21 protein-coding genes and 1 tRNA gene are annotated in these 23,910 nt (G+C 71.2%); 11 read left to right on the top strand and 11 right to left on the bottom strand.

All coding sequences use genetic code 11. The annotated features are described in order from the left end of the window. Positions 1–15: 15 nt before the first annotated feature. Complete coding sequence (locus KHP12_RS26235; protein ID WP_211833836.1) at positions 16–639, bottom strand: hypothetical protein; 624 nt, start codon at positions 637–639, stop codon at positions 16–18. A gap of 216 nt (positions 640–855) precedes the next feature. Here KHP12_RS26235 and KHP12_RS26230 point away from each other — a divergent pair, with 216 nt between their 5' ends. Together KHP12_RS26230 and KHP12_RS26225 are read left to right on the top strand one after the other, a co-directional pair. Then, positions 856–1,389, top strand: a complete 534-nt coding sequence (locus KHP12_RS26230) for a hypothetical protein (protein ID WP_211833835.1) — start codon at positions 856–858, stop codon at positions 1,387–1,389. 84 nt (positions 1,390–1,473) lie between these two features. Next, positions 1,474–1,547 (top strand) — tRNA-Met (locus KHP12_RS26225). 100 nt (positions 1,548–1,647) lie between these two features. On the opposite strand, the gene KHP12_RS26220 is transcribed toward KHP12_RS26225, so the two are convergent. Further along, positions 1,648–2,355, bottom strand: a complete 708-nt coding sequence (locus KHP12_RS26220; protein WP_308289508.1) for a hypothetical protein — start codon at positions 2,353–2,355, stop codon at positions 1,648–1,650. Between the two features lie 158 nt (positions 2,356–2,513). On the opposite strand from KHP12_RS26220, the gene KHP12_RS26215 reads away from it, so the two are divergent. Further along, positions 2,514–3,380, top strand: coding sequence for an amidohydrolase family protein (locus KHP12_RS26215; protein WP_086884887.1), 867 nt, complete (start codon positions 2,514–2,516; stop codon positions 3,378–3,380). A 182-nt stretch (positions 3,381–3,562) separates the two neighbouring features. Here KHP12_RS26215 and KHP12_RS26210 read toward each other — a convergent pair whose 3' ends face one another. Beyond that, positions 3,563–4,435 carry an LLM class F420-dependent oxidoreductase gene (locus KHP12_RS26210; RefSeq protein ID WP_086884886.1) on the bottom strand — a complete coding sequence of 291 codons (873 nt, stop codon included), beginning with the start codon at positions 4,433–4,435 and terminating at the stop codon, positions 3,563–3,565. 174 nt (positions 4,436–4,609) lie between these two features. On the opposite strand from KHP12_RS26210, the gene KHP12_RS26205 reads away from it, so the two are divergent. From KHP12_RS26205 to KHP12_RS26180, 6 genes are all read left to right on the top strand, one after another. Continuing rightward, complete coding sequence (locus KHP12_RS26205; protein WP_037956739.1) at positions 4,610–5,347, top strand: response regulator transcription factor; 738 nt, start codon at positions 4,610–4,612, stop codon at positions 5,345–5,347. Between the two features lie 321 nt (positions 5,348–5,668). Beyond that, on the top strand, positions 5,669–7,438 hold the full coding sequence (locus KHP12_RS26200) for a sensor histidine kinase (protein WP_344311584.1): 1,770 nt from the start codon (positions 5,669–5,671) through the stop codon (positions 7,436–7,438). Between the two features lie 26 nt (positions 7,439–7,464). Continuing rightward, positions 7,465–8,763, top strand: coding sequence for a bifunctional glycosyltransferase family 2/GtrA family protein (locus KHP12_RS26195; protein ID WP_167442380.1), 1,299 nt, complete (start codon positions 7,465–7,467; stop codon positions 8,761–8,763). Continuing rightward, positions 8,760–11,072, top strand: a complete 2,313-nt coding sequence (locus KHP12_RS26190) for a mannosyltransferase YkcB-related protein (protein ID WP_086880312.1) — start codon at positions 8,760–8,762, stop codon at positions 11,070–11,072. Before KHP12_RS26195 ends, KHP12_RS26190 begins: the two co-directional genes overlap by 4 nt. A gap of 179 nt (positions 11,073–11,251) precedes the next feature. Then, positions 11,252–12,775, top strand: coding sequence for an MFS transporter (locus tag KHP12_RS26185; RefSeq protein WP_086880311.1), 1,524 nt, complete (start codon positions 11,252–11,254; stop codon positions 12,773–12,775). Positions 12,776–12,856: 81 nt separating this feature from the next. After that, positions 12,857–13,639, top strand: a complete 783-nt coding sequence (locus KHP12_RS26180) for a TetR/AcrR family transcriptional regulator (RefSeq protein ID WP_211833834.1) — start codon at positions 12,857–12,859, stop codon at positions 13,637–13,639. Positions 13,640–13,664: 25 nt separating this feature from the next. Here KHP12_RS26180 and KHP12_RS26175 read toward each other — a convergent pair whose 3' ends face one another. The 3 genes from KHP12_RS26175 to KHP12_RS26165 form a co-directional block, all read right to left on the bottom strand. After that, a complete protein-coding gene (locus tag KHP12_RS26175) occupies positions 13,665–14,516 on the bottom strand; it encodes a YceI family protein (protein ID WP_086880309.1) in 852 nt (283 codons plus the stop codon). 299 nt (positions 14,517–14,815) lie between these two features. Beyond that, complete coding sequence (locus KHP12_RS26170; RefSeq protein WP_472911736.1) at positions 14,816–17,335, bottom strand: MFS transporter; 2,520 nt, start codon at positions 17,333–17,335, stop codon at positions 14,816–14,818. Positions 17,336–17,463: 128 nt separating this feature from the next. Next, positions 17,464–17,952: a MarR family winged helix-turn-helix transcriptional regulator gene (locus tag KHP12_RS26165; RefSeq protein ID WP_086880307.1), complete on the bottom strand. Its 489-nt coding sequence runs from the start codon at positions 17,950–17,952 to the stop codon at positions 17,464–17,466. 210 nt (positions 17,953–18,162) lie between these two features. On the opposite strand from KHP12_RS26165, the gene KHP12_RS26160 reads away from it, so the two are divergent. After that, positions 18,163–18,363, top strand: coding sequence for a hypothetical protein (locus KHP12_RS26160; RefSeq protein ID WP_037956761.1), 201 nt, complete (start codon positions 18,163–18,165; stop codon positions 18,361–18,363). 22 nt (positions 18,364–18,385) lie between these two features. On the opposite strand, the gene KHP12_RS26155 is transcribed toward KHP12_RS26160, so the two are convergent. The 4 genes from KHP12_RS26155 to KHP12_RS26140 form a co-directional block, all read right to left on the bottom strand. Next, entirely contained in the window at positions 18,386–19,231 is an 846-nt protein-coding gene (locus KHP12_RS26155; protein ID WP_086880306.1) for a hypothetical protein, read from the bottom strand. 66 nt (positions 19,232–19,297) lie between these two features. Further along, positions 19,298–20,128, bottom strand: a complete 831-nt coding sequence (locus KHP12_RS26150) for an RNA polymerase sigma factor SigF (RefSeq protein ID WP_020870119.1) — start codon at positions 20,126–20,128, stop codon at positions 19,298–19,300. A gap of 188 nt (positions 20,129–20,316) precedes the next feature. Beyond that, positions 20,317–21,150: an RNA polymerase sigma factor SigF gene (locus KHP12_RS26145; RefSeq protein WP_037956765.1), complete on the bottom strand. Its 834-nt coding sequence runs from the start codon at positions 21,148–21,150 to the stop codon at positions 20,317–20,319. A 162-nt stretch (positions 21,151–21,312) separates the two neighbouring features. Next, positions 21,313–21,477 (bottom strand): hypothetical protein, encoded by a 165-nt coding sequence (locus KHP12_RS26140; RefSeq protein WP_165556256.1) that lies wholly within the window; start codon positions 21,475–21,477, stop codon positions 21,313–21,315. Between the two features lie 229 nt (positions 21,478–21,706). On the opposite strand from KHP12_RS26140, the gene KHP12_RS26135 reads away from it, so the two are divergent. Further along, entirely contained in the window at positions 21,707–22,732 is a 1,026-nt protein-coding gene (locus KHP12_RS26135) for a 6-phosphofructokinase (RefSeq protein WP_210610444.1), read from the top strand. 37 nt (positions 22,733–22,769) lie between these two features. On the opposite strand, the gene KHP12_RS26130 is transcribed toward KHP12_RS26135, so the two are convergent. After that, positions 22,770–23,654, bottom strand: coding sequence for a universal stress protein (locus KHP12_RS26130; RefSeq protein ID WP_210609514.1), 885 nt, complete (start codon positions 23,652–23,654; stop codon positions 22,770–22,772). Positions 23,655–23,910: the final 256 nt, after the last annotated feature.

The raw sequence follows: 23,910 nt of genomic DNA, 5'->3' as shown, positions 1-23,910 counted from the left end.
CGTCACGGCAGGAGCTCACTTCTGGATGGGCGGGCAGTAGCCGGTGTCGTTGCCGATGGAGTTGATTGTGGCGTTGTCCCTGGGGTCGCCGGCGTAGTTGATCTGGTCGGTGCACTTCATGTCACCCTTCCTGAGGGTGCCCTTGGAGGTTTCGTCCTTCTGGATGGGCGGGCAGTAGCCGGTGTCGTTGCCGATGGAGTTGATCGTGGCGTTGTCCCTGGGGTCGCCGGCGTAGTTGATCTGGTCGGTGCACTTCATGTCACCCTTCCTGAGGGTGCCCTTGGAGGTTTCGTCCTTCTGGATGGGCGGGCAGTAGCCGGTGTCGTTGCCGATGGAGTTGATCGTGGCGTTGTCCCTGGGGTCCCCGGCGTAGTCGATCTGGTTCGTGCACTTCATCCCGGGCTTCCTGGGGGTGCCCTTGGCGGTGTCCTTGGCCTGGTCCTGGCCCTGGTCCTGGCCCTGGTCCTTCGCCGTGGGCGCGGTGGATTGCGGGGCGCTCGCGGAGGCGGAGGGTGAGGACGAGGAGTCGGTCTCACCGTCCTGGCATGCGGTGAGCCCGAGCGCGGCCACAGCGATGATCATGGCGGCGGCGGCCTTGCGGGCGTGGCGGTTGTGGCGGAGGGCGGTGCGGTGCGACATGGTCTTCCCCGTTCTCGTGACGTGGTGTCCCGCGACGTGATGTCTCGCGGCGTGGTGGTTCGGGCTCGTGAGAACAAGGCTGCCGGTCACCGCTGTTGATCCATCGCCGTACGGCTAACGCTCCGCTAATGCCCGGGGGCGGGCCGTCGGAGTGGAGTGGCTACCGAGCACGATAAGGTTAGGCAAACCTAAGTTCCTGCTCTATGCTGCGGTGCCATGAGCTGGTGGCAGCTGGTCGGGGTGAGCCTTGTCTGTGCTCTTGTGCTGGTGGTGCTGTTCGCCGCGGTGATCGTCGGTGGGCTGCTGGTGGCCAGGGACGCGCTGGTCGACGACTATTCGCCGACGATCCGGGAGCGCTATGGCGCGCAAAGCGCGCGGGGGAAGCGGGCGGCCGGGGTCATGGGGGCGTTGAACGCGGTGGTGTTCATCGCCGTGCCGGTCGTCGGTCTGATGGATCTGCGTGGCCGGGCCGATGGCGGGCTCGGCTTCTGGCGCGCGTTCGTCTTCGGGGCCCTCGTCTGGCTCGCGCTCGTCCTCTTCGATCTGGTGGTTCTGGACTGGTGGCTGTTCTGCACGGTCCAGCCCCGGTTCATGGTGCTGCCCGGGACGGAGGGGATGGCCGAGTACCGGGACTACGGCTTCCACTGGCGGGTGCTCGTTCCCCGGCCCGTTCCGTGGCCGCTGTTGACGGTCCTCGGGTACGGGGCGGTCGTCGGTTCTGTCTCGGCCCTGGTCGAGGCGGTGTTCTGAGAGGCGGTTTTCTGAGTGGTCGGCCGGAGGCGGCGGTATGGATTTCCCTTAGCGGCGAGAACGCCGTACAGTTACGTTCATCGACGCGGGGTGGAGCAGCTCGGTAGCTCGCTGGGCTCATAACCCAGAGGTCGCAGGTTCAAATCCTGTCCCCGCTACTCAGGTATCGAGGGCCCGGCACTTTCAGTGCCGGGCCCTCGGTCGTTTCTTCAGTGCCGGGCCCTCGGTCGTTCGGTCGCGCCGAGGGCCCCGCCGCCGTCAGCGCTTGACCTTCCAGCCCACCGGGCGCTTGGTGTCATCCCCTGTGCTGTACGTCACCACCGACGGCCGTATGCCGTTGGGCACCAGGAACACCTTGCACAGGGAGATCTTCGCCCCCACCGCGAAGTCGTCCGGGTCCTTGCCCGGGCAGGCCGCCACCTCGGTGTCGCCGGTGATCAGCGGCTGGTCGTCCACGCCGCTTGTGTCCTCGAGGCCGGTGGGGGTGTTGAGGAAGGGGTAGTGGAGGGAGTTCTCGCCGATGTTCTCGAAGGTCATGGTGACGTAGTACGGCTGGGTGGTCCGTACGTCGGACGGCTCCGCGCCCGCCGTCCGCAACTCGGCGTGGGTGCCCTTGCGCACGCTCACCGCCGTGACCCGCAGGGCGCCGCGCATATGGTCCGAGCCGCGCTTGTAGGTGACCGACGTGGGCTCGCCGAGCCGGAGGGTCTTGCCGCCGTCGCTGTCGGCCGCCATGTCGGCACGGGTCGCGGGCTGCCGTCGGCCGGACGCGGCGGTGTCGTCCTCGCAGCCGGCGGTGGCGAGGACGAGGAGGGTGACGCCGAGGGCGCAGACGAGGGCGGTCCCGGATCGGGCGGCGGCGCGCGGCGAGCGGTTGGGCATGGACGGTCCCCCGGTGGTCGGTGATGGTCGAGCGGTGACGACGTCGAGCGAGCGGTGACTGCCGTAGTGGGATACGCCGGTCACGGAGCGTCAGTTCACCCTCTCGGCTCCCGTTGTGGTGATCTTGCTGCCGCAGATCATCATGGGCGTGACAAAACCACTGGTCGAGGTTGTGATCAACTCGAGGCGAGAGCTTGAGACGAGGCTGTAGCAATACGCCCGGGGCAACTACCGTGATCCGCATGGACGATCCAGCAGTGGTGTCGGTGCGGCGGTTCTGGCAGGACCTCGGGCTGCCCGGACTCATCGATGTGCACACCCACTTCATGCCCCAGCGCGTACTGGACAAGGTCTGGGCCTTCTTCGACGCCGTCGAGCCCCGCTGGCACATCACCTACCGCGAGGAGGAGGACGAACGCCTCGCGACGCTAAGGGCCTTCGGGGTGCGGGCCTTCACCTCGATGCTCTACCCGCACAAGCCCGACATGGCGCGCTGGCTGAACGGCTGGGCGGCCGATTTCGCCGCCCGTACGCCCGACTGTCTGCACACCGCGACCTTCTTCCCCGAACCCGGTGTGGAGGGGTACGTGCGCGCGGCGCTCGAGGGCGGGGCGCGGGTGTTCAAGGCCCATGTGCAGGTGGGGGCGTACGACCCGGGCGACGCGCTGCTCGACCCGGTGTGGGGCATGCTCGCCGAGAGCGGGACGCCGGTCGTCATCCACTGCGGCTCGGGCCCCCACCCCGGCAAGTACACCGGACCGGAGCCGGTGGGGCGGGTGCTGGCCCGTCATCCTCGGCTGCGCCTGATCGTCGCGCATATGGGGCTGCCGGAGTACACGGACTTTCTGGGGCTGGCGGAGCGGTACGAGGAGGTCCACCTGGACACCACGATGGCCTTCACCGACTTCACCGAGCGCCAGTGGCCGTTTCCGCGGTCGGAGCAGGGGAGGCTGGCCGCCCTCGGGGACAGGGTGCTGTTCGGGAGCGACTTCCCCAACATCCCGTACGGATACCGGCATGCGCTGGACGCGCTGACGCGGGTCGGGCAGGACGAGGAGTGGCTGCGCGGGGTGTGTTACGGGAACGCGGCGCGGCTGTTCGGGATATGACGGGGTGCGCCTGCTCCGGACGCGGCCGCTGTGGATGGAGCCCGGCTGTCTGGACGTGGGGCTCGCCCGGCGCGCGCCTGCTCCGGACGCGCCCGCTTCGGATAGAGCGCGGCCGCTCTGGATGTGAGGCTCGCCCGGCGCGCGCCTGCGTCGGCGCCGGGCGAGGGGGCTGAGCGGACCGGTCAGCTCTTGTCCAGCGGCAGCGCCTCGGCCAGCGTGCGCCACTGCTCGCGGGGGAGCGCCTGGTCGTCGCTCACCACCTGGATCGCGAGGTGGTCCGCGCCCGCGGCCAGGAACTCGTCCACGCGCGCCCGGATCGTCTCCGCGTCGCCGAGGGCGTACATGGCGGAGAGAAGACGGTCGCTGCCGCCGTCCGCGAAGTCCGCGTCCTCGAAGCCCAGCCGCTTGAAGTTGTTGATGTAGTTGGGCAGCGCCAGGTACCGGCCGAGGTAGTCGCGGGCGGTGGCGCGGGCGCGGTCCAGGTCCGTGTCGAGGACGACCTTCAGCTCCGGCGCGAGCACGGCCTCCTCGCCGAGGACGTCACGGGCCTCGGCGGTGTGCTCCGGGGTGACGAGGTACGGATGCGCGCCGGCCGCGCGGTCACGGGACAGCTTGAGCATCTTGGGGCCGAGGGCGGCCAGGACCCGCTGGGTCGCGGGGACCGGGGTCGGGGCGGAGTCCAGCGCGTTCAGGTACTCCTTCATCGCCGTGTACGGGCGCTGGTAGCGCTCACCGGCGAGCGCGCTGTGGCTCACGCCGAGGCCGAGGAGGAAGCGGCCGTCATGGGCCGCGTTGAGCGCGGTGTGCCGCTCGGCGACGTAGGCCGCCTCGTGGTCCCAGATGCTCAGGATCCCGGTCGCGACGGTGATCCGGGAGGTGGCGTCCAGCAGGACTCCGGCCTGATCCGGGCTGGGGCTGCCACCGAGCCAGACGGCGCCGTACCCCAGCTCGTCCAGCTCGGCCACCGCCTCGCCGATCTGCTCCGACGGGGCGTAGTCCGTCTTCAGGGCCGCGGTCCAGATACCGATCTTGCCAAGTGCGGGACGAGAAGTCATACAGGGGGAAGCCGGAGAGCCCTTTCGGTTATTCCGTGGTCCGCACAGCTGTTCCGCGCGCCGGATCCGCTGTTGCGCCTCCCGGCCGGTCCCGTCCCCGCCTCCACAGGATTCTCAGGTAATTCACAGGCAGCCGAAAGGGACCTCTCAGGGCCCGCTCCGAGGGTGGAGGTCATGATGCCGACCTCGCCTCATGGGCGTACCGAGCTGCTGCGCCCCGACGGGAGCCCCGTCCGGGTGCTGGTTGTGGACGACGAGTCGGCGCTCGCCGACCTGCTGTCGATGGCCCTGCGCTACGAGGGGTGGGAGGTGCGCACCGCGGGCGACGGCGCGGAGGCGATCCGGATCACCCGTGAGCTGCGCCCGGACGCGGTGGTCCTGGACATCATGCTGCCCGATATGGACGGGCTCGCGGTGCTGGGGCGGCTGCGCCGCGAACTGCCCGATGTCCCGGTGCTGTTCCTGACCGCGCGGGACGCGGTGGAGGACCGGATCGCGGGGCTGACGGCGGGCGGCGACGACTACGTCACCAAGCCGTTCAGCCTGGAGGAGGTCGTCGCCCGGCTGCGCGGGCTGCTGCGCAGGTCGGGGGCGGCGGCCGCGCGCAGCGAGTCGGTGCTGGCCGTCGGCGATCTGATCCTGGACGAGGACAGCCATGAGGTGTCGCGCGGGGGACAGGAGATCCATCTCACCGCGACCGAGTTCGAGCTGCTGCGCTATCTCATGCGCAATCCGCGCCGGGTGCTCAGCAAGACGCAGATCCTCGACCGGGTCTGGAGCTATGACTTCGGCGGCCAGGCCAACGTGGTCGAGCTCTACATCTCGTATCTGCGGCGCAAGATCGACGCGGGGCGCAGCCCGATGATCCACACCCGGCGGGGCGCCGGGTATCTGATCAAGCCCGGGGAGTAGGGGGCCGTGGCGCACCCTCCGCCCCGGCCGCCCCGGGGCCCCGAGCCGGCCGGCGCCCACGGGGTGCCTGGCGTCCCCGAGACGCCCGATGCCGCCGAGACGCCCGATGCCGCCGCGGCGCCTGGTGCCGCCACGGTGTCCGGCGCTCCCCAGCCGCCCCCGGGCGCGGGAGCGGCGCGGGGGCGCGCGCACGCCCGGCGCGCTCAGCGGGCGGGACGCGCTCAGCGGGCCGGGACCGCTCAGTGGGCGGGGAGCGCCCAGCGAGCCGGGACCGCTCAACGAGCCGGGCGCACTCAGCGGGCCGGGCGCCGTCCCTGGTCCCTGCGCACCCGCCTGGTCGTCTCGGCCGTCGCGCTGATCGCGGTGGTCTGCGCGGTGATCGGCACGGTCACCACCCTCGCTCTGCACTCGTACCTCCAGGGCCAGGTGGACGACGATCTGCGCGCGTCCATCGGGCGGTTCCTGAACAAGCCGGGACCGGAGCGCGAACTCCCCCGGGACGATGTGCTCTTCGTCGCCTCGCCCGGTCAGCCCATCGGCACGGTCGGGGCGCGGTTCGGCCAGAACGGCGAGATCTCCATGTCGGGCAAGAGCAATGACTCGCCCATGACGAACGAGGTCGACGCCGAGAGCCGGGTGGACCCCCTGACCAGCGGTCAGCAGAAGGCGATCGCCGCCGTCCCCCTGGACGGGGACGTGCACACCATCGAGCTGCCCGGCCTCGGCGGCTATCGGGCGGTGGCCCAGTCGGACCACCGGGACGGCGGCATCATCCTCGCCTTCCCGCTCGACCAGACGCAGGAGACGGTCAACACCCTCATCCTCGTGGAGGTCTGTGTGGCCGCGGCCGGGCTGGTCGCGGCCGGGATCGCCGGGGCCGCGATGGTCGGCATCTCGCTGCGCCCGCTGCGCCGGGTGGCCGCGACCGCGACCCGGGTCTCCGAACTCCCCCTGCACAGCGGCGAGGTGGCGCTGCGCGAGCGCGTGCCGGCCTCGGAGGCGGATCCGCGCACCGAGGTCGGCCAGGTGGGCGCGGCGCTCAACCGCATGCTCGGCCATGTGGAGTCGGCGCTCGCGGCCCGCCAGGAGAGCGAGACGCGGGTGCGGCAGTTCGTCGCCGACGCCAGCCATGAGCTCCGTACGCCGCTCGCCTCGATCCGCGGCTACGCCGAGCTGACCCGGCGCGGCCGGGAGGAGATCGGGCCCGACACCCGGCATGCCCTCGGCCGGGTCGAGTCCGAGGCCGGGCGGATGACCGGGCTGGTCGAGGACCTGCTGCTGCTGGCCCGGCTGGACGCGGGACGGCCGCTGGAATGCGCGGAGGTCGATCTGTCCCCGCTGGTCGTGGACGCGGTCAGCGACGCGCGGGCGGTCGGCTCCGACCACGAGTGGCGGCTGGAGCTGCCCGATGAACCGGCGGTCGTCCACGGCGACGACGCCCGGCTGCGCCAGGTGCTGGTGAACCTCCTCGCCAACGCGCGGACGCACACCCCGGCCGGCACCACGGTCACGGCGCGGGTGCTGTGGGGCGGGCCGCAGGCGTCGCCGTACCCCTCGCCGTATCTGGCGCCGTACGGGCTCTCCTATGGGATGCCTTACGGGGTGTCCTCCCATAGCCACCGTAAGGAGCGCGGTTCGCCGTACGCCCAGCCGTACGCCCAGCCTCACGCTCAGACATACGCCCCGCCGCGCACCCAGCCGCAGCCCCAGCCGTACCCCCCGCCCCACGGCTCCCCGCCCCACGGCTCCCCGTACGCGGCCGCCCGCGCCGCCGGGGCATTCGGCCCGCCGCGGCCGCCCTCGTACGTCTCGCTGGAGATCGAGGACGACGGTCCGGGCATCCCGCCCGAACTGCTGCCGCATGTCTTCGAGCGGTTCGCGCGCGGCGACGCCTCGCGCTCCCGCGCCGCGGGCAGCACGGGGCTCGGCCTGGCCATCGTGCACGCGGTCGTGGCCGCGCACGAGGGGCAGGTGACGGTGGACAGCGTGCCCGGGCGCACCGTGTTCGGCGTCCACCTGCCCGTGCACCGGGTCGTTCACCAGGGCGTGACGGACTCACAGGCAGGCCACAGGCTGACCACACAGCCGTGACAGCGCGGCTCGCGACTGTCGACCCCATGCGAACCGACACCCCTCTCGGGGCTCCGCCCGAGACACCTCTCCAAACCTTGCCCGTGCGCGGGCCGGTGACGGTCGTGCGCGGCCGTCCGGTGCTGGACGTCGTCATCCCCGTCTACAACGAGGAAGCGGACCTCGAGCGGTGCGTACGACGGCTGCACGACCATCTGTCCCGCACCTTCCCGTACGGCTTCCGGATCACCATCGCCGACAACGCCAGCACGGACCGCACGCCCGACCTCGCGGCCTACCTGGACGAGAGCATCGAGGAGGTGACGGCGGTCCGGCTGGAGCAGAAGGGGCGCGGGCGGGCGCTGCGCACCGTGTGGTCGCTGTCCGAGGCGCCCGTGCTCGCCTATATGGACGTCGATCTGTCCACGGACCTCAAGGCGCTGCTGCCGCTGGTGGCCCCGCTGATCTCCGGGCACTCCGACCTGGCGATCGGATCGCGGCTCTCCCGCAGCTCACGGGTGGTGCGCGGGCCCAAGCGGGAGTTCATCTCGCGGGCGTACAACCTGATCCTGCGCGGCAGCCTGGCCGCCCGCTTCTCCGACGCCCAGTGCGGATTCAAAGCGATCCGTAAGGACGTCGCGGAGCGGCTGCTGCCGCTGGTCGAGGACACCGGGTGGTTCTTCGACACCGAGATGCTGGTGCTGGCCGAGCGGGCCGGGCTGCGCATCCACGAGGTGCCGGTGGACTGGGTGGACGACCCCAACAGCACGGTCCACATCGTGAGGACGGCCACCGAGGATCTCAAGGGTGTGTGGCGGGTGGGGCGCGCGCTGGCCACCGGTGCGCTGCCGCTGGACCGGGTGCGCCGTCCGTTCGGCGACGATCCGCGCGACCGGGAACTGAGCGGGGTGCCGAGGGGACTGGCCCGCCAGCTGGTCGGGTTCTGTGTGGTCGGCGCGCTGAGCACACTGGTCTATCTGCTGCTGTACTCCCTCTTCCGGATGGGCACGGGACCGCAGGTGGCCAACGCGCTGGCGCTGCTGCTGTCGGCGCTCGGCAACACCGCGGCCAACCGGAGGCTCACCTTCGGCGTACGCGGCCGGGACCGCGCGATGCGCCACCAGGCTCAGGGGCTGGTCGTCTTCGGCATCGGTCTGGCGCTGACCAGCGGCTCCCTCGCCGCCCTGGACGCCGTCCCCGGCACCGCCTCGCACGGCACCGAACTGGCCGTGCTGATCGCGGCGAACCTCGCCGCCACCGTTCTGCGCTTCCTGCTCTTCCGGGCCTGGGTCTTCCCGTCGGACAGCGGGGCCACGACCGACCACGACCCGAGGACCGATCGATGACCACCTACGACTACGGCACCCGCGAAGCCGGGCCGCCGCCGACCCCCGCCGCCGCTCCCCGGCCGGGGCAGCGGGCGCCGGGCGGCTCGCGCCTGGCGCGGGCCTGGAGAGGACGGCCGGAGGACCCGCGCTGGGCGCGGCCCGCCCTGTGGGCCCTGCTGGCCGCCACCACCGTGCTCTATCTGTGGAGCCTGGGCGCGTCCGGCTACGCCAACCAGTTCTACTCGGCCGCCGTGCAGGCGGGCGGCGAGAGCTGGAAGGCGTTCTTCTTCGGCTCCTCCGACGCCGCGAACTCCATCACCGTCGACAAGCCCCCGGCCGCGCTGTGGCCGATGGCCCTGTCGGTGCGGCTCTTCGGCCTCTCCTCCTGGGCGGTCCTCGCGCCCGAGGCGCTGATGGGCGTCGCGACGGTCGGGGTGCTGTACGCGGCCGTACGGCGCAGGTTCGGCGCGGCCGCCGGGCTTATCGCGGGCGCGGCGCTCGCGGTGACCCCGGTCGCGGCGCTGATGTTCCGCTTCAACAACCCCGACGCGCTGCTGTGTCTGCTGATGGTCTCGGCCGTCTCCTGCGTGCTGCGCGCCCTGGAGTACGCGCGCACCAAGTGGCTGCTGCTGGCAGGGGTCTGCTTCGGCCTCGGCTTCCTCACCAAGACGCTTCAGGCGTGGCTGATCCTGCCGCCGCTCGCGGTGGTGTACGCGGTGTGCGCCCCGGCGAAGTTCGGCCGGCGGATCGGGCAGCTGCTGCTCGCGGGGCTCGCGATGGTGGTCTCCGGCGGCTGGTGGGTCGCGATCGTCGAGCTGTGGCCGACGTCCTCGCGCCCGTACATCGGCGGTTCGCAGCACAACAGCTTCCTGGAGCTGACCTTCGGCTACAACGGACTGGGCCGGATCAACGGCAATGAGACCGGGAGCGTCGGCGGGGGCGGCCCGGGTGGTGGCGGTGGCGGCCGGTGGGGCGAGACCGGGATCGACCGGCTCTTCGGCTCCGACATGGGCGGTCAGATCGCCTGGCTGCTGCCCGCGGCGTTCATCCTGCTGGCGGCGGGGATCTGGCTGACCTGGCGGGCGAAGCGCACGGACACCCGGCGCGCGGCCTTCCTGGTGTGGGGCGGGTCGCTGCTGATGACGTTCGCCACCTTCAGCTTCATGTCCGGGATCTTCCACCAGTACTACAACATCGCCCTGGCGCCCTACATCGCGGCGCTCGTGGGCATGGGCGCGGCCCTGCTGTGGGAGCGGCGGAGCGAGGGCGGCCGGGCGGGGGCGGTGGCCTCGGCGGTGCTGGCCCTCACGGTCGCGGTCACCGCGTACATGTCGTACGTCCTGCTGGGGCGGTCGCCGGACTGGCACCCCTGGCTGCGCTGGGCGGTGCTGATCGGCGGGCTCGCGGCGGCGGCCGGGCTGCTGCTGACGGCGCGCCTGGGCCGGAGGGCGGCGCTGGCCGCGGCGGGCCTCGGCCTCGCGGCGGGGCTGGCGGGACCGGTCGCGTACACGCTCAACACGGTGGAAACCCCGAAGCACGGCTCCATCGTGACGGCCGGACCGTCGGTGGCGGGCGGTATGGGCGGCCCCGGTGGCCGCTTCCCGGGCGGCGGCCGGGGCGGTCCGCCGGGGACGCAGAACGGACGCCAGGGCGCGGGCCGGCAGGGGCAGGGCAACCAGGGTGGTCAGGGTCAGCAGGGGCAGGGCCAGGGCGGTCCGCAGGGCATGCCGGGTGGCGGCACCGGCGGAGGCACCGGCGCCGGTCAGCCGGGTGGTGGCCAGAACGGCCTCCCCGGCGGTGGCTTCCCGGGCGGCGGCCAGGCCCCGCGGAACGGCACGGGCAACGCGCAGGGCGGCCAGGGGCAGAACGGCCGGCCGGGCATGCCGCCCGGCGGCGGCACGGGCGAGGGCGGTCGCCGTGGCGGCGGCATGGGCGGACTGCTCGACGGCCAGCAGGTCGACGCCGAGGTGGAGGCCAAGCTGGCGAAGAACGCCGACGACTACACCTGGGCGGCCGCGGCGATCGGCTCCCAGAACGCCGCGAGCTACCAACTCGCCACCGAGAAGCCCGTGATGGCCATCGGCGGCTTCAACGGCAGCGACCCGTCCCCGACGCTCGCCCAGTTCAAGGAGTATGTGAAGCAGGGCAGGATCCACTACTTCATCTCCTCGGGCACCGGCATGGGCGGCGGGCCGGGTGGCGGCCAGGGGACCTCGTCCCAGATCACCTCCTGGATCGAGTCCACCTACAAGAAGGTCACCGTGGGCAACTCCACGCTCTATGACCTGACCCAGAAGGCGACCAAGACCGCGAAGTCCTCCGACTGACGCCGGAGCCCTGGAGGGCACGGGCCGGTGGTCGCGGGTTCACCCCCGCGATCACCGGCCCGTACGCGTATGCGACGCGCGCACATAATTCGCTGTACGCCGTACAGCGGCACTTGTACGGTGTAAGACCCAGTACGTCGCCATACACCGTAGAAGCCCCTGCCTCGCCTGGAGTCCCCATGACGGTCTCGACCGCCGACGCCGCCTCCGCGCCACCCGATCAGTCCCCGGGTGGCCATCCCCAGCGCTGGCTGATCCTCGCCGTGATCTGCCTCGCCCAGCTCACCGTGTTGCTGGACAACACGATCCTCAATGTGGCGGTCCCCTCCCTGGCCAGGGAGATGGATGCCCGCACGGCCGACATCCAGTGGATGATCAACGCCTATTCGCTGGTCCAGTCGGGGCTGCTGCTCACCGCGGGCAGCGCCGCCGACCGCTATGGCCGGAAGAAGCTGCTGGTCGCCGGGCTCGCCCTGTTCGGCATCGGCTCGTTCGCGGCGTCGATGGCGCAGGACCCCGGCCAGCTGATCGCCGCCCGCGCGGGCATGGGCATCGGCGGGGCGCTGCTGATGACCACGACGCTCGCGGTCGTGGTGCAGGTCTTCGACGAGGGCGAACGGGCCAAGGCCATCGGGCTGTGGGGTGCGGTCAGTTCGCTCGGCTTCGCCGCGGGGCCGCTGATCGGCGGCTCGCTGCTGGAGCACTTCTGGTGGGGCTCGATCTTCCTGATCAATATCCCGGTGGCGCTGCTCGGGCTGGTGGCCGTGGTCTGGCTGGTGCCGGAGTCGAAGGCGCCGACCAGCGACCGCCCCGATCTGCTCGGCGCGCTGCTGTCCACGGTCGGCATGACCGGCGTCGTCTTCGCGATCATCTCCGGGCCGGAGCACGGCTGGACCTCCAGCCGGGTGCTGCTGTCGGCCTTCATCGGCGTCACCGTGATGACCGGCTTCGCGCTGTGGGAGCGTCATATCCCGTATCCGATGCTGGACATGCACTTCTTCCGCAACCGCCGGTTCGTGGGCGCGGTGGCGGGCGGCATCCTGGTGGCCTTCGGGATGGGCGGTTCGCTCTTCCTGCTCACCCAGCATCTACAGTTCGTGCTCGGCTATGACGCGCTGGACGCGGGGCTGCGCACCGCGCCGCTCGCGCTGGTGATCGTCGCGCTCAATCTCACCGGTGTCGGGGCGCGGCTGCTGCCCAAGCTCGGGACCCCGGTGACCATCGTCGGCGGGATGGGGCTGCTCGCGGCCGGTCTCGCCGCCATCGCGACGCTCGGCGCGCATGGCTATGGCGGGATGCTCTTCGGGCTGGTGGTGATGGGGGCCGGTATCGCGCTGGCCATGCCCGCGATGGCGAACGCCATCATGTCGGCCATCCCGCCGGAGAAGGCGGGGGTGGGCGCGGGGGTCAACGGCACGCTCACCGAATGCGGCAACGGGCTCGGTGTCGCCGTCCTGGGCGCCGTGCTCAACTCCCGCTTCGGCTCACTGCTGCCCGCCGTCGCCACCGGAGCGGGCTCGCTTCCGGCCGCCCTCGCCGCGGCCCGTACCCCCGAGGACCGCGAGGCCGTCGCGGACGCCTTCGCCTCCGGTGTGGAGACCAGCCAGCTGGTCGGCGCGGCGGCCGTGCTGGCGGGTGGAGTGCTGGCCGCGCTGCTGCTCAGCAGGGCCGAACGATCTTCACAGGAGGCCCCGGCGGCATAGCATCTTCAAGTAGTGAGGTGCCGCGTGCCCGGGCCCGGGACGTATGTGGCGCCAGCGCACCGGAGAAAGAGAGGCGCCGCCATGGCAACCGGCAGCCGCACCGTCCGCCCGCGGTCCAGTGTCTGGCTCTCCGAGCGCAAAACCCCCAAGCGCAAGGGCGACCAGCAGCCCGTCGGGCTCGACCATCTGAAGATCGTCGCGGCGACGATGCGGCTGCTGGACGCCGAGGGGCTTTCGGGCTTCTCGATGCGACGGCTCGCGGCGGAGCTCGGGGTGACCGCCATGTCGGTCTACTGGTACGTGGAGACCAAGGACCATCTGCTCGAACTCGCCCTCGACGCGGCCATGGGCGAGATGGCGCTGCCCATCGAGGCCGTCGGCCCCGCCGAGGGCCTCGAGCACACCCCGGCCGAGCCGCGGGACTGGCGTGAGCAGCTCCGCCAGGTCGCCTCCGAGTACCGGCGGGTGCTGGTGCGCCATCCCTGGCTGTCGGCGCTGCTGGGGGAGTATCTCAACATCGGGCCCAACGCGGTGGTCTTCCAGAACGCCGCGCTGGCCGTGATGCGCAACAGTGGACTGCCGGACGACAGGATCACCAGCGGGCTGTCCCTCGTCTATCAGTTCGTCTACGGCTTCGGCACGATCGAGGGCCGCTTCGCCGCCCGCTGCCGGGCGTCGGGAGTCACCCAGGAGGAGCTGTTCCACGAGATGATGGGCACCGTCGAGGACCGTATGGAGTTCGACGAGGCGCGGAAGATCATGGAGGCTCGGGGCGGCGGCACGGTCCAGGAGATGCAGGACCGCGACTTCACCTTCGCCCTGGACCTCGCGATCGCCGGTATCGAAGCCCTGAGAGAGCGATAGCGCGCGGTGGCGGGCGGGCCGGGCGTCAGGCCGTGGGGAGCTCCTCGCCCTGCACCGCCTGTATGTCCAGCTCCACCCGCAGGGTCGTGCCGATCGCCGCGATGCCCGCCGCGACCACCTGGTTGTAGTTCATCGCGAAGTCCTCGCGGCGCAGCTCGGCGACGGCCCGGAAGGCCGCCCGCACCCCGCCCCAGGGGTCGGGGCCCGTGCCCAGGTACGTCAGGTCCAGATCCACGTCCCGGACCACGCCGTGCATCGACAGCTCGCCATGGACCGTCCAGCGGTCGGCCCCGGCCGTGCTCAGATGCGTGCTCCGGTACGTCAGCTCCGGGAACTCCTCCACATTGAGGAAGTCGGGCGACTTCAGATGGCCGTCCCGCATGGCGTTTCCGGTGTCGATGCTGGCGGCCCGCATGACCGCCTCGACGCGCGACTTCTCGATGTCCTCGGCGACCTCGATCCGCCCGCTGAACTCCGTGAACCGGCCGTGGACGCTGGAGATCCCGAGGTGCTGGGCGACCGCGGCCACCGTCGAATGCGCCGGGTCGATCGTCCATGCCCCGGGCGGCGGAAGCTCCACCCCGCCCTGGCGCGCCAGCACCACCGTGCCCACGTCGGCCCGCCCGGAGGCCGTGACGATCGCCGTGGACGCGACCGGGGCGTAGCCGACCGCGGTGGCGATGATCGTGTACGGCCCCGGCGGCAGCGGCTCGTCGGTCCGCACGGCGCCGTCCGTGTCGGCCTGCGCGCGCAGCACCTGGGCGCCCGTCATATCGGTGACGGTCAGCACCGCGTGCTGGATCGCCCAGCCGTCGCGGGTGTGGATCCGGGCCCGCAGCCCCGCTCCCCCGCCTGCTCCTGCTCCTGTGGTCGTCATGCCGCGTTTCGCTCCCGCTCGGGTGTCGCCGTGTTGCTCGTCCTGCTCGGCGCGTTGCTCGTGTCGCCCGGCGCGCTGGTCGTGCGCGCCGTGCTGTTGTGCTGTCGTGCTGGTGGTACTCGTCGGGCTGGTGGTACTCGTCGTGTCTGTGCGCCGGATCCGGGCGGCGGCGTCAGGCCGTCCCCTGCCTTCACTACACCGCCGCCGGGATCCGGGTTCCGGGTCCGGCCGAGAAATCCGCCGCCCGGCCGGGCCCGGGGCGCGTCTCCGCTCTTGCGCGCCCCGGGCCCGGGGTTCCGTCACTCGCCCGGGTGGGCGAGCTCCACATCGTGGCCGTCGACGCCGGGCCCGGAGACCGTCAGCGCCCCCGCGACCGGCGGGTAGCCGCTCGCGATGACCGTGTAGTCGCCCGCGTCCAGGTCGGTGAAGGCGTACGCGCCGTCCTCACCGGTGGTGGCGGTGGCGACCACGTTCCCGGCCGAGTCCACGAGGGTGACCCGCGCGTCGGGCAGCGGCCGCCGGTCGGCACCGGCCCGGACTATGCCCTGCACCCGGGCGCCGGCCTGGAGCGCTATCTCCACCCGGGTCAGCCCCTGGGCGCCCACCTCGACGGGCAGGGCGGCGGGCCGGTAGCCCGGCGCGTTCACCGCGACCGTGAAGGTCCCGGAGACCAGCTCCTCGAAGCCGAAGTCGCCCTGCTCACCGGTCTTCCCGGTGGCCAGCACCTCACCGCGGACATCGGTGACCACGACCATCGCCGCGTCCACCGGCCGGCCGTCGGCGGCACCGCGCACGGTGCCCACCAGACCGCTGGTGGCCGCCAGGACGATGTCGAAGCCGAGCGGCTCGTCCCCGACCACGACCGTGGAGGCCTGCGGCTGGTGGCCGTCGGCCGCCGCGATCAGGACGTACGAGCCGGAGCCCGGCGCGTCCAGGGCGTACGAGCCGTCGGGGTGCGCCACCGAACGGCCCAGCTGCCGCCCGGCGAGCGAGATCAGCGTCACCGCGGCGCGGGTGACGGGGCCGCCCTCCGCGTTCCGCACGAAGCCGTGCACACCCTGCCGGGGCTGACGGTCCGCGCCGTCGCCCCCGGCGGAGGCGAAGGCCGCAAGGCGCTGCGGGGCGATGGCCGTCTGCGAGGCGGTGGCCGCGAGGGCACCGTCGGCGTCCGGCTCGTGCACCTCGGCGGCCGGGGCGCCCACGAGCGCGGGCTCGAGGTCGGCGACCTGCCCGGTGGCCGCCGTGGCCGCCACCGAGCCGGCCGGGGCCGCGTCGGCGGCCGGGGCGTCCGAGGTGGCCGCGGCGGCCTGCTGGGAGCCGGAGTTGGTCTTCAGGGCGACCTCCTTGATGAACAGGGTCAGCAGCAGACCGAGGAACGCGGCCGGGGCGGCGAAGAGGAAGACGTCCCCGACACCGTGGCCGTAGGCGCTCTCCATGATCGTGCGCATCGGCTCGGGCAGCGCCTCGACGTTGGGGATGCCACCGCCGCCGGTGCCGCCGTGGCCCAGCGCGGCGCCCTTGGGGCCGAGGTCGGCCACGCCGTCCTTGACGTAGTGGGTGACGCGGTTGGCGAGCACCGCGCCGAGCGCCGAGACGCCCACCGCACCGCCCAGGGAGCGGAAGAAGGTGACGACGGCACTGGCCGCGCCGAGGTCCTGCGGGGCCACCTGGTTCTGGGTGGCCAGCACCAGGTTCTGCATCATCATGCCGACGCCGAGGCCCATGAGCGCCATGTAGATCGCCATGTGCCAGTACGGGGTGTCGTACCGGATGGTGCCCAGCAGCCCGAGGCCCGCGGTCACCAGCACACCACCGATGACCAGCCATGCCTTCCAGCGACCGGTCTTGGTGATGACCTGACCGGAGACGGTCGAGGAGATAAACAGGCCACCGATCATCGGGATGGTCATGACGCCGGACATCGTGGGCGTCTCACCGCGCGCCAGCTGGAAGTACTGGCTGAAGAACACGGTGCCGGAGAACATCGCGATACCGACGAAGAGCGACGCCAGCGAGGCGAGAGTGATCGTCTTGTTGCGGAACAGCCGCAGCGGGATGATCGGCTCGCTCGCCTTGGACTCGATCAGGACGAAGATCAGACCGAGGACGATCGATCCGCCGACCATGGCGTAGGTCTGCCAGGAGATCCAGTCGTACTTGTCACCGGCGAAGGTGACCCAGAGCAGCAGCAGCGAGACCGCGGCGCTGATGAAGAAGGCGCCGGACCAGTCGACCTTGACGTCCCGCTTCACCACGGGGAGCTTCAGGGTCTTCTGAAGGACGATCAGCGCGATGACGGCGAACGGGACGCCGACGTAGAAGCACCAGCGCCAGCCCAGCCAGGAGGTGTCGGTGATCACGCCGCCCAGCAGCGGACCGCCGACGGTCGCGACGGCGAAAGTCGCGCCGAGGTAGCCGCTGTAACGGCCGCGCTCACGCGGGGAGATCATCGCCGCCATGACGACCTGGGCGAGGGCGGACAGACCGCCGACGCCGATGCCCTGCACCACACGGCAGGCGATCAGCATGCCGGGGTTCTGCGACAGACCGGCCACCACGGAGCCGGCGACGTAGATCAGCAGGGCGATCTGGACCAGCAGCTTCTTGCTGAAGAGATCGGAGAGCTTGCCCCACAGCGGGGTGGCGGCGGTCATGGCCAGCAGGGTGGCGGTGACGACCCAGGTGTAGGCGGACTGGCCGCCGTGGAGATCGGAGATGATCTCGGGCAGCGCGTTGGAGACGATCGTCGACGACAGGATCGCGACGAACATCCCCAGCAGCAGCCCGGAGAGCGCCTCCATGATCTGCCGGTGGGTCATCGGGGCCGAGGAGCCCGCGTCGTGGCCGTGCTGGCCTCTGTGGCCTCCTCCGCCGTGCTTGGCGTGGGCGGGGTGCCCCGCGGGTCCCCGCACACCGCCGTCCGGTGTGGTCGTTGCCATGAAGTTCCTTAACGTTGCGAAGGTGTACGGGTGATGCTGGTCTCCGCCTGATGCGGCAGAGCCCGGGAACGGGTGTCCCCGAAACTCGACCGCAACCGGGCGAGAAGTTCGTTGAGGCGGTCGACGTCCTCGTCCGACCAGTCGCTCAGACAGCTGGCGAGCGCGTTCGTGTAGCGCTCGGAGACCTGACCGAGCAGTGCTCGACCGCTGGGGTTGATGCTCAGCAGCCGCGACCGCCGGTCGAGCGGGTCGGGCTTGCGGTCCACCCAGCCGCGGTCCGCGACGTGCGCAACATGCCGACTGGTCACCGACATGTCGATGTCGAGCAGCTCGGCGAGCCTGCCCATGCGCATCTCGCCGTAGCGGTCGAGGAGCATCAGGACGACGGCGGAGCCCGACGGGCAGTCGGCCGGCAGAGCGCGCCCGAGCCCGCGCTTGACGGTGCCGATGGCGCTGAGCTGCCGGGCCAGCTCCTCATAGTGGCGCTGCGTGGCCACGGCACCCCCAGTGGGATTGATCAGAAGGTCGGTTGCTTAAGGCAACCATAGAAGAAGTTAGTTGCTACAGGCAAATGAAAGGATGATCTGGGCGGTAAATTGCCGTTAAAGAGTCCCCCTGGAGTCGGTCAAGCGGGGCGGCTGAGGTGCAAGAGACTGCTGAGACCCGGGGGTGTCCCAGAATCCGCTCGTTCGCTAGGGTCGGGGCTCATGGCGAACAACCCCCAGAGTCCCAACGGGAACCAGGACCCGGCCGGCTCCACACAGATGTTCCGCGCCTTCGTCGACGAGGGCACTCGGCAGCCTCAGACGTCCACCGCATCGGGCGGCGGTTCGCGCGTCGGCCTGATCGTCGGTGTGGTCGCGGCGGTCGTGATCGTCGCGGCGGTGGCCTGGCTGGCGCTGGGCTGAGCTTACGGCTGCCGGGTCGGCCTTACGGCTTCCAGCTGACCGAGACGTCCTGTGTCTCGATATGCATGCCCAGCGGCACCCGCCAGTCGTCCACGCACACCGTCCAGGTCTTCTCCTTCTTCTGGCCCGCGCCGATCGGCGCGGGCAGCTCTTCCTTGGACTCCAGCGTGGCCCAGTCGATGCCGAGCGCGTCGATCACATGCGTTCCGAAGGTGACGGTGCCCGAGGCGATCGGCGCTCCTCCGGTGTTGCGGAACTCGACCTTCACCTTCTCGCACCAGCGCTCATCGGTCGCCGTGCGCTCCGGCTTGCCGACCTTGAGAGCGGCCGGTCCGGTGGGCGTGGGGGTGCCGGAGGGGTCCGAGGAACCCGAGCCCGGGCCGGAGGGCGAGGGCTCGCCGGGTTCGCCGCCCTTGGGCCCGTCGTCGCCCTTGGGGCCGTCGTCCGTACGCCCCGGGGCCCCGGATCCGCCCTTCCCGCCGCCCGGGTCGCCCGATCCGTCCGTGCGGCCGGGGGCCTTCGCGGACGCCGAGGGCGCCCGCGAGGCCGGTCCGTCCGTTCCGCCGTCCGTGGTGGCGGTGGGTCCGGCCGCGCCCCGATCGCGCTTCCCGTCCGTGCCGCCCTTACCGCCCTTACCGCCGCGATCGTCGTCCGTACCGTCCTCGTCCAGGGGCACCAGGTCGACGTCGCCCTTGGGCGGCACGGCGTTCGCGGTCCGCTGGCCATCGGGTCCGGCCGCTCCGGCGGCCACATAGCCGTCGCCGCCACCGCCGCAGCCACTGAGGAGTGCCCCCAGGCACAGCGCGGCCGCCGAGGAGGCGATTGCCGTGCCTCGGCGGCCCGTTGTCCGGCTCCATGCGTATCGCATCGGGCCAGTGTGGCTGACGACCCGTCAGGTGTACAGGGATCCGGCAGGGGACCGGCCGGTGACGGCTCAGTCCGAGATCAGGCCCTCGCGCAGCTGGGCCAGGGTCCGGGTGAGCAGCCGGGAGACATGCATCTGGGAGATCCCGACCTCTTCGCCGATTTGCGACTGCGTCATATTGGCGAAGAAGCGCAGCATGATGATCTGGCGCTCGCGCGGCGGCAGTTTGGCCAGCAGGGGCTTGAGCGACTCGCGGTACTCCACGCCCTCCAGTGCGCTGTCCTCGTACCCCAGCCGGTCGGCGAGCGACCCCTCGCCGCCGTCGTCCTCGGGGGACGGGGAGTCCAGCGAGCTGGCCGTGTAGGCATTGCCCACCGCGAGCCCGTCGACCACGTCCTCCTCGGAGACGCCCAGCGCCGTGGCGAGCTCCGTGACGGTCGGGGAGCGGTCGAGCTTCTGAGACAGCTCGTCACTGGCCTTGGTGAGGGCCAGCCGCAGCTCCTGGAGCCGCCGCGGGACCCGCACCGACCAGCTGGTGTCGCGGAAGAACCGCTTGATCTCGCCCACGACGGTCGGCATGGCGAACGTCGGGAACTCCACACCCCGTTCGCAGTCGAAGCGGTCGATCGCCTTGATCAGGCCGATGGTGCCGACCTGGACGATGTCCTCCATCGGCTCATTACGGCTGCGGAACCGGGCCGCCGCGTAGCGGACGAGCGGGAGGTTCAGCTCGATGAGGGTGTCACGGACGTAGCCGGCCTCCGCACTGTCCTTGTCGAGTGTGGCGAGCCGCAGGAAGAGGGAGCGGGAGAGGGTGCGGGTGTCGATGGCGTCGCAGTCGTCAGGCATGAGCGGTGCGTCGTTGTTGAGCACCTTCGAGCTGCCCAGTTCTACGGACATGCCACCCCCTAGAGGTCGCGGACGGATCCCAGCTGCGCGGTTCGCGTCCGACGCAGCCTCCCCCTGAATACCGGAGGTCGGGCCGCGGCAAACGCGGTTCACGCAGAATGTCACATGTCGGCAACACGCTGTAGCGCCATGTCGACATTACAGCCTTGAGGCCCCGGGACGGAGGTCCCTCGCAAGGATCAGGACTCGATCCGGTTTGCGGATCTCAGCCTGGCGAAGCTCCGGGACAGCAGCCGGGACACATGCATCTGGGAGACACCGAGCTCGGCGCTGATCTGAGATTGCGTCAAGTTGCTGTAGTAACGGAGCAAAAGGATACGCTGCTCGCGCTCGGGCAGTTGTACGAGCAGATGGCGCACCAGATCGCGGTGTTCGACTCCGGCGAGTGCGGGATCCTCGTAGCCGAGCCGGTCGACGAGACCGGGCAGCCCGTCGCCCTCCTGGGCGGCCTCCAGGGAGGTGGCGTGATACGAGCGGCCCGCCTCGATGCAGGCCAGCACCTCCTCCTCGCTGAGCTTGAGCCGTTCGGCGATCTCGGCCGTCGTCGGGGAGCGGCCGTGCAGCACGGTCAAGTCCTCGGTCGCGCCGTTGACCTGCACCCATAGCTCGTGCAACCGGCGCGGGACGTGGACGGTGCGGACGTTGTCGCGGAAGTAGCGCTTGATCTCGCCGACGACGGTCGGCATGGCGAAGGTCGGGAACTGCACCCCGCGGTCCGGGTCGAACCGGTCGATCGCGTTGATCAGGCCGATGGTGCCGACCTGGATCACGTCCTCCATGGGCTCATTGCGGCTGCGGAAGCGGGCCGCGGCGTAGCGGACCAGCGGCAGATTGGCCTCGATCAGCGCGGCGCGCACGCGGGCGTGCTCGGGGGTTCCTGGGGTGAGGCCCGAGAGCTCGGCGAAGAGCACCTGGGTGAGCGCTCTGGCGTCAGCCCCGCGGCTTCTGCCGCTTTCGCTGCCGCCATCGCCCTGGGGCGGGGTTCTGGGCGCGGTACGGGCCGACACGGTCACGCCACCCCTTCACGATGCACTCACCCGGCAAAAGCGGTCATAGCATCACAAGACATGTGCACTGTGTGCAAGCACCGCTTTACCACGTGTTGGTAGAGAAATCGCCCGATAAAGGACGGAAGAGGGCGGGGGTTCGAGGGTGGGGGCGGGAGGGGCGCGAGGCTAGTTGGTCAGTTCCGTCATGAACTCGCCGACACTTTTGGCGGCGTCCGATATGCCCTCGAAACCCACCTGGACGAGGTCGGCTGCCCGGGCCGGCGTCTTGATGATCGTGTACAGCACGAAGACGATCAGCATATAGAGCGCGATTTTCTTCGCCTGGGCCATCTGTGCTGCCTCTCCCCGCTGTGCCCTTGTGCAGTTGCGAGAGTCTATCCACACCTCTGGCGCATCAGTCGTACCAGTCGGATGAACAGATCGGTGTTGTGGGGACACCCCTACGCCGCTGTGGGCGCCGCGCTGCATATGGGTGGATTCTGGAGAAAGAGGGGGAGCAAGGATGGCGCCGGAAGGAGCGGCGACGGCAGCGGCGAGCGCCGTCGCGGAGGGAGCGGAGATGCGTGTCGGTGTGCTGACCGGCGGCGGTGACTGCCCCGGGCTCAACGCCGCGATCCGCGGCATCGTCCGGAAGGGCGTGGAGGTCCATGGCTTCGAGTTCGTCGGGGTGCGGGACGGCTGGCGCGGCGCGCTCGAAGGAGCCATCGTGCCGCTGGACGTCCCGGCCGTGCGCGGCATCCTGCCGCGTGGCGGCACCATCCTCGGCTCCTCCAGGACCAACCCCCTGGCCGGCGAGGGCGGGGTCGACCGGGTGCGGGAGACGCTCGCCGAGTACGAGGTGGACGCGCTCATCGCGATCGGCGGCGAGGACACGCTCGGGGTCGCCGCGGCGCTGGTGGGTGAGGGCATCCAGGTGGTCGGGGTGCCCAAGACGATCGACAACGATGTGGCGGGCACCGACTACACCTTCGGCTTCGACACCGCCGTCAATATCGCCACCGAGGCGATCGACCGGCTGCACACCACCGCCGAATCCCACACCCGCACCCTGGTGGTCGAGGTCATGGGGCGGCACTCCGGCTGGATCGCCCTGCACTCGGGCATCGCGGGCGGTGCCAACGTCATCCTGATCCCCGAGCAGCCCTTCGACATCGGCCAGGTCTGCGCCTGGGTGGAGAACCGCTTCACGATCAGATACGCACCGATCGTGGTGGTGGCGGAGGGGGCCGTGCCGAAGGAGGGCCAGATGGTGGTCAAGGATTCCAGCCTGGACGAGTTCGGCCATGTCCGGCTGTCCGGTATCGGCGAGTGGCTGTCCCATGAGATCGCCGACCACACCGGTAAGGAGGCCCGCACCACGGTCCTGGGCCATATCCAGCGCGGTGGGACGCCCAGCGCCTTCGACCGCTGGCTGGCCACCCGCTTCGGGCTGCGCGCGATCGACGCGGTCAAGGATCGGGACTTCGGCACGATGGTGGCGCTGCGCGGCACGGACATCGTGCGGATACCGCTCGCGGACGCCACGGTGGGCACCAAGGGCGTCGATCCCGCGCTGTACTCGGAATTCGGGGTGTTCTTCGGCTGAGCGCCGCGGGGTGCGGGCTCAGGGCGCGGGGGTGGGCTCAGGGCCCGGGGTGCGGTACGACCGCCACCGGGCAGCGGGCGTGATGCAGCACCGCATGGGCCACCGGCCCCAGCCGCAGCTGGGTGGGCCGGGTGGCCGTACGGCGCCCGATCACCAGCAGGCCGGCCCGCTCCGAGGCCCTGACCAGCGCCTCCGCCGGATTGAGCAGAACGACATCCGGCACCACGGTGACCTCGGGGCAGCCCTCCCGCCACGGCCGCAGGGCGTCGGAGACCACCTGGCTCTCCTGGTCCTCCCACATCGCGCGGTCCTCCTCCAGCACCGTGAGCATCCAGGCCGACGGGGAGGCCGGGGGCAGCGCCCACGCGTGCACCACCCGCAGCGGGACGCCCCGCTCCTGGGCGGCGCGGAACGCGAAGGCGGTCGGCGCCTCCGCCGGGGCGTGCGCGTCGAAGCCGAGCTGCACCTCGTCCGTATCCGTACCGTCCCACCCGGCGCCCGTATGGCGCTCATCCGGCACCGTGACGACGGGGCAGTCCGCCATCGCCGCCACCCGCAGCGCCACGGAGCCCACCGCAAGCCCCTCGAAGCCACCCCAGCCCCGGGCCCCGACCACCAGCAGCCCGGCGCTCGCGGCGGCCGTGAGCAGGACCTCGGCCGGTTCGGTGGCGGTGTGCTCCCCGTCGATCGCGAGCTCCGGAAGGCGTGCCCGGAAGTCGGCCACCGTCTGCCCGAGCATCTGCTCGCCCACGTTCTGCCAGGCGTCCACCCCGGGCACCGGCGAGACCCTGCGCGGCAGCGGCGGACAGGCGTGCACGAGGCGCAGCGCGACCCCGCGCCGCGCCGCCTCCCGTGCGGCCCACTCGGCCGCCGTAAGGCTGCGCCGGGAGCCGTCGACCCCCACCACGACAGGGCCGCTCATCCGGTCCTCCTCGGCTGCCTGGTCCGGAACTCCGGTCCGTATCTTCTGTCCGTTCTGATGCCAACTGGAGCACGTCCGTTTAGTCTAGATACGCGACGAAGATCCGACATGGTCGGAGGATTCGCCGCGCATGGACCGCGAGGGGTAGTGACCGCCCCCGGTCCGGGTTTGCACCCGGACCGGGGGCGGCTCTGCGAGCGGCGACGGGCAAACGCGGCCCAAGTCCCCCAAAGGTGGGGTGAGATGTCAAGGTTTC

The organism is Streptomyces asiaticus (genome assembly GCF_018138715.1).
Classification (GTDB): Bacteria; Actinomycetota; Actinomycetes; order Streptomycetales; family Streptomycetaceae; genus Streptomyces; species Streptomyces asiaticus.
Note: the sequence above shows the minus strand (reverse complement) of the source record. Positions and strands in the feature narration are given on the sequence as shown.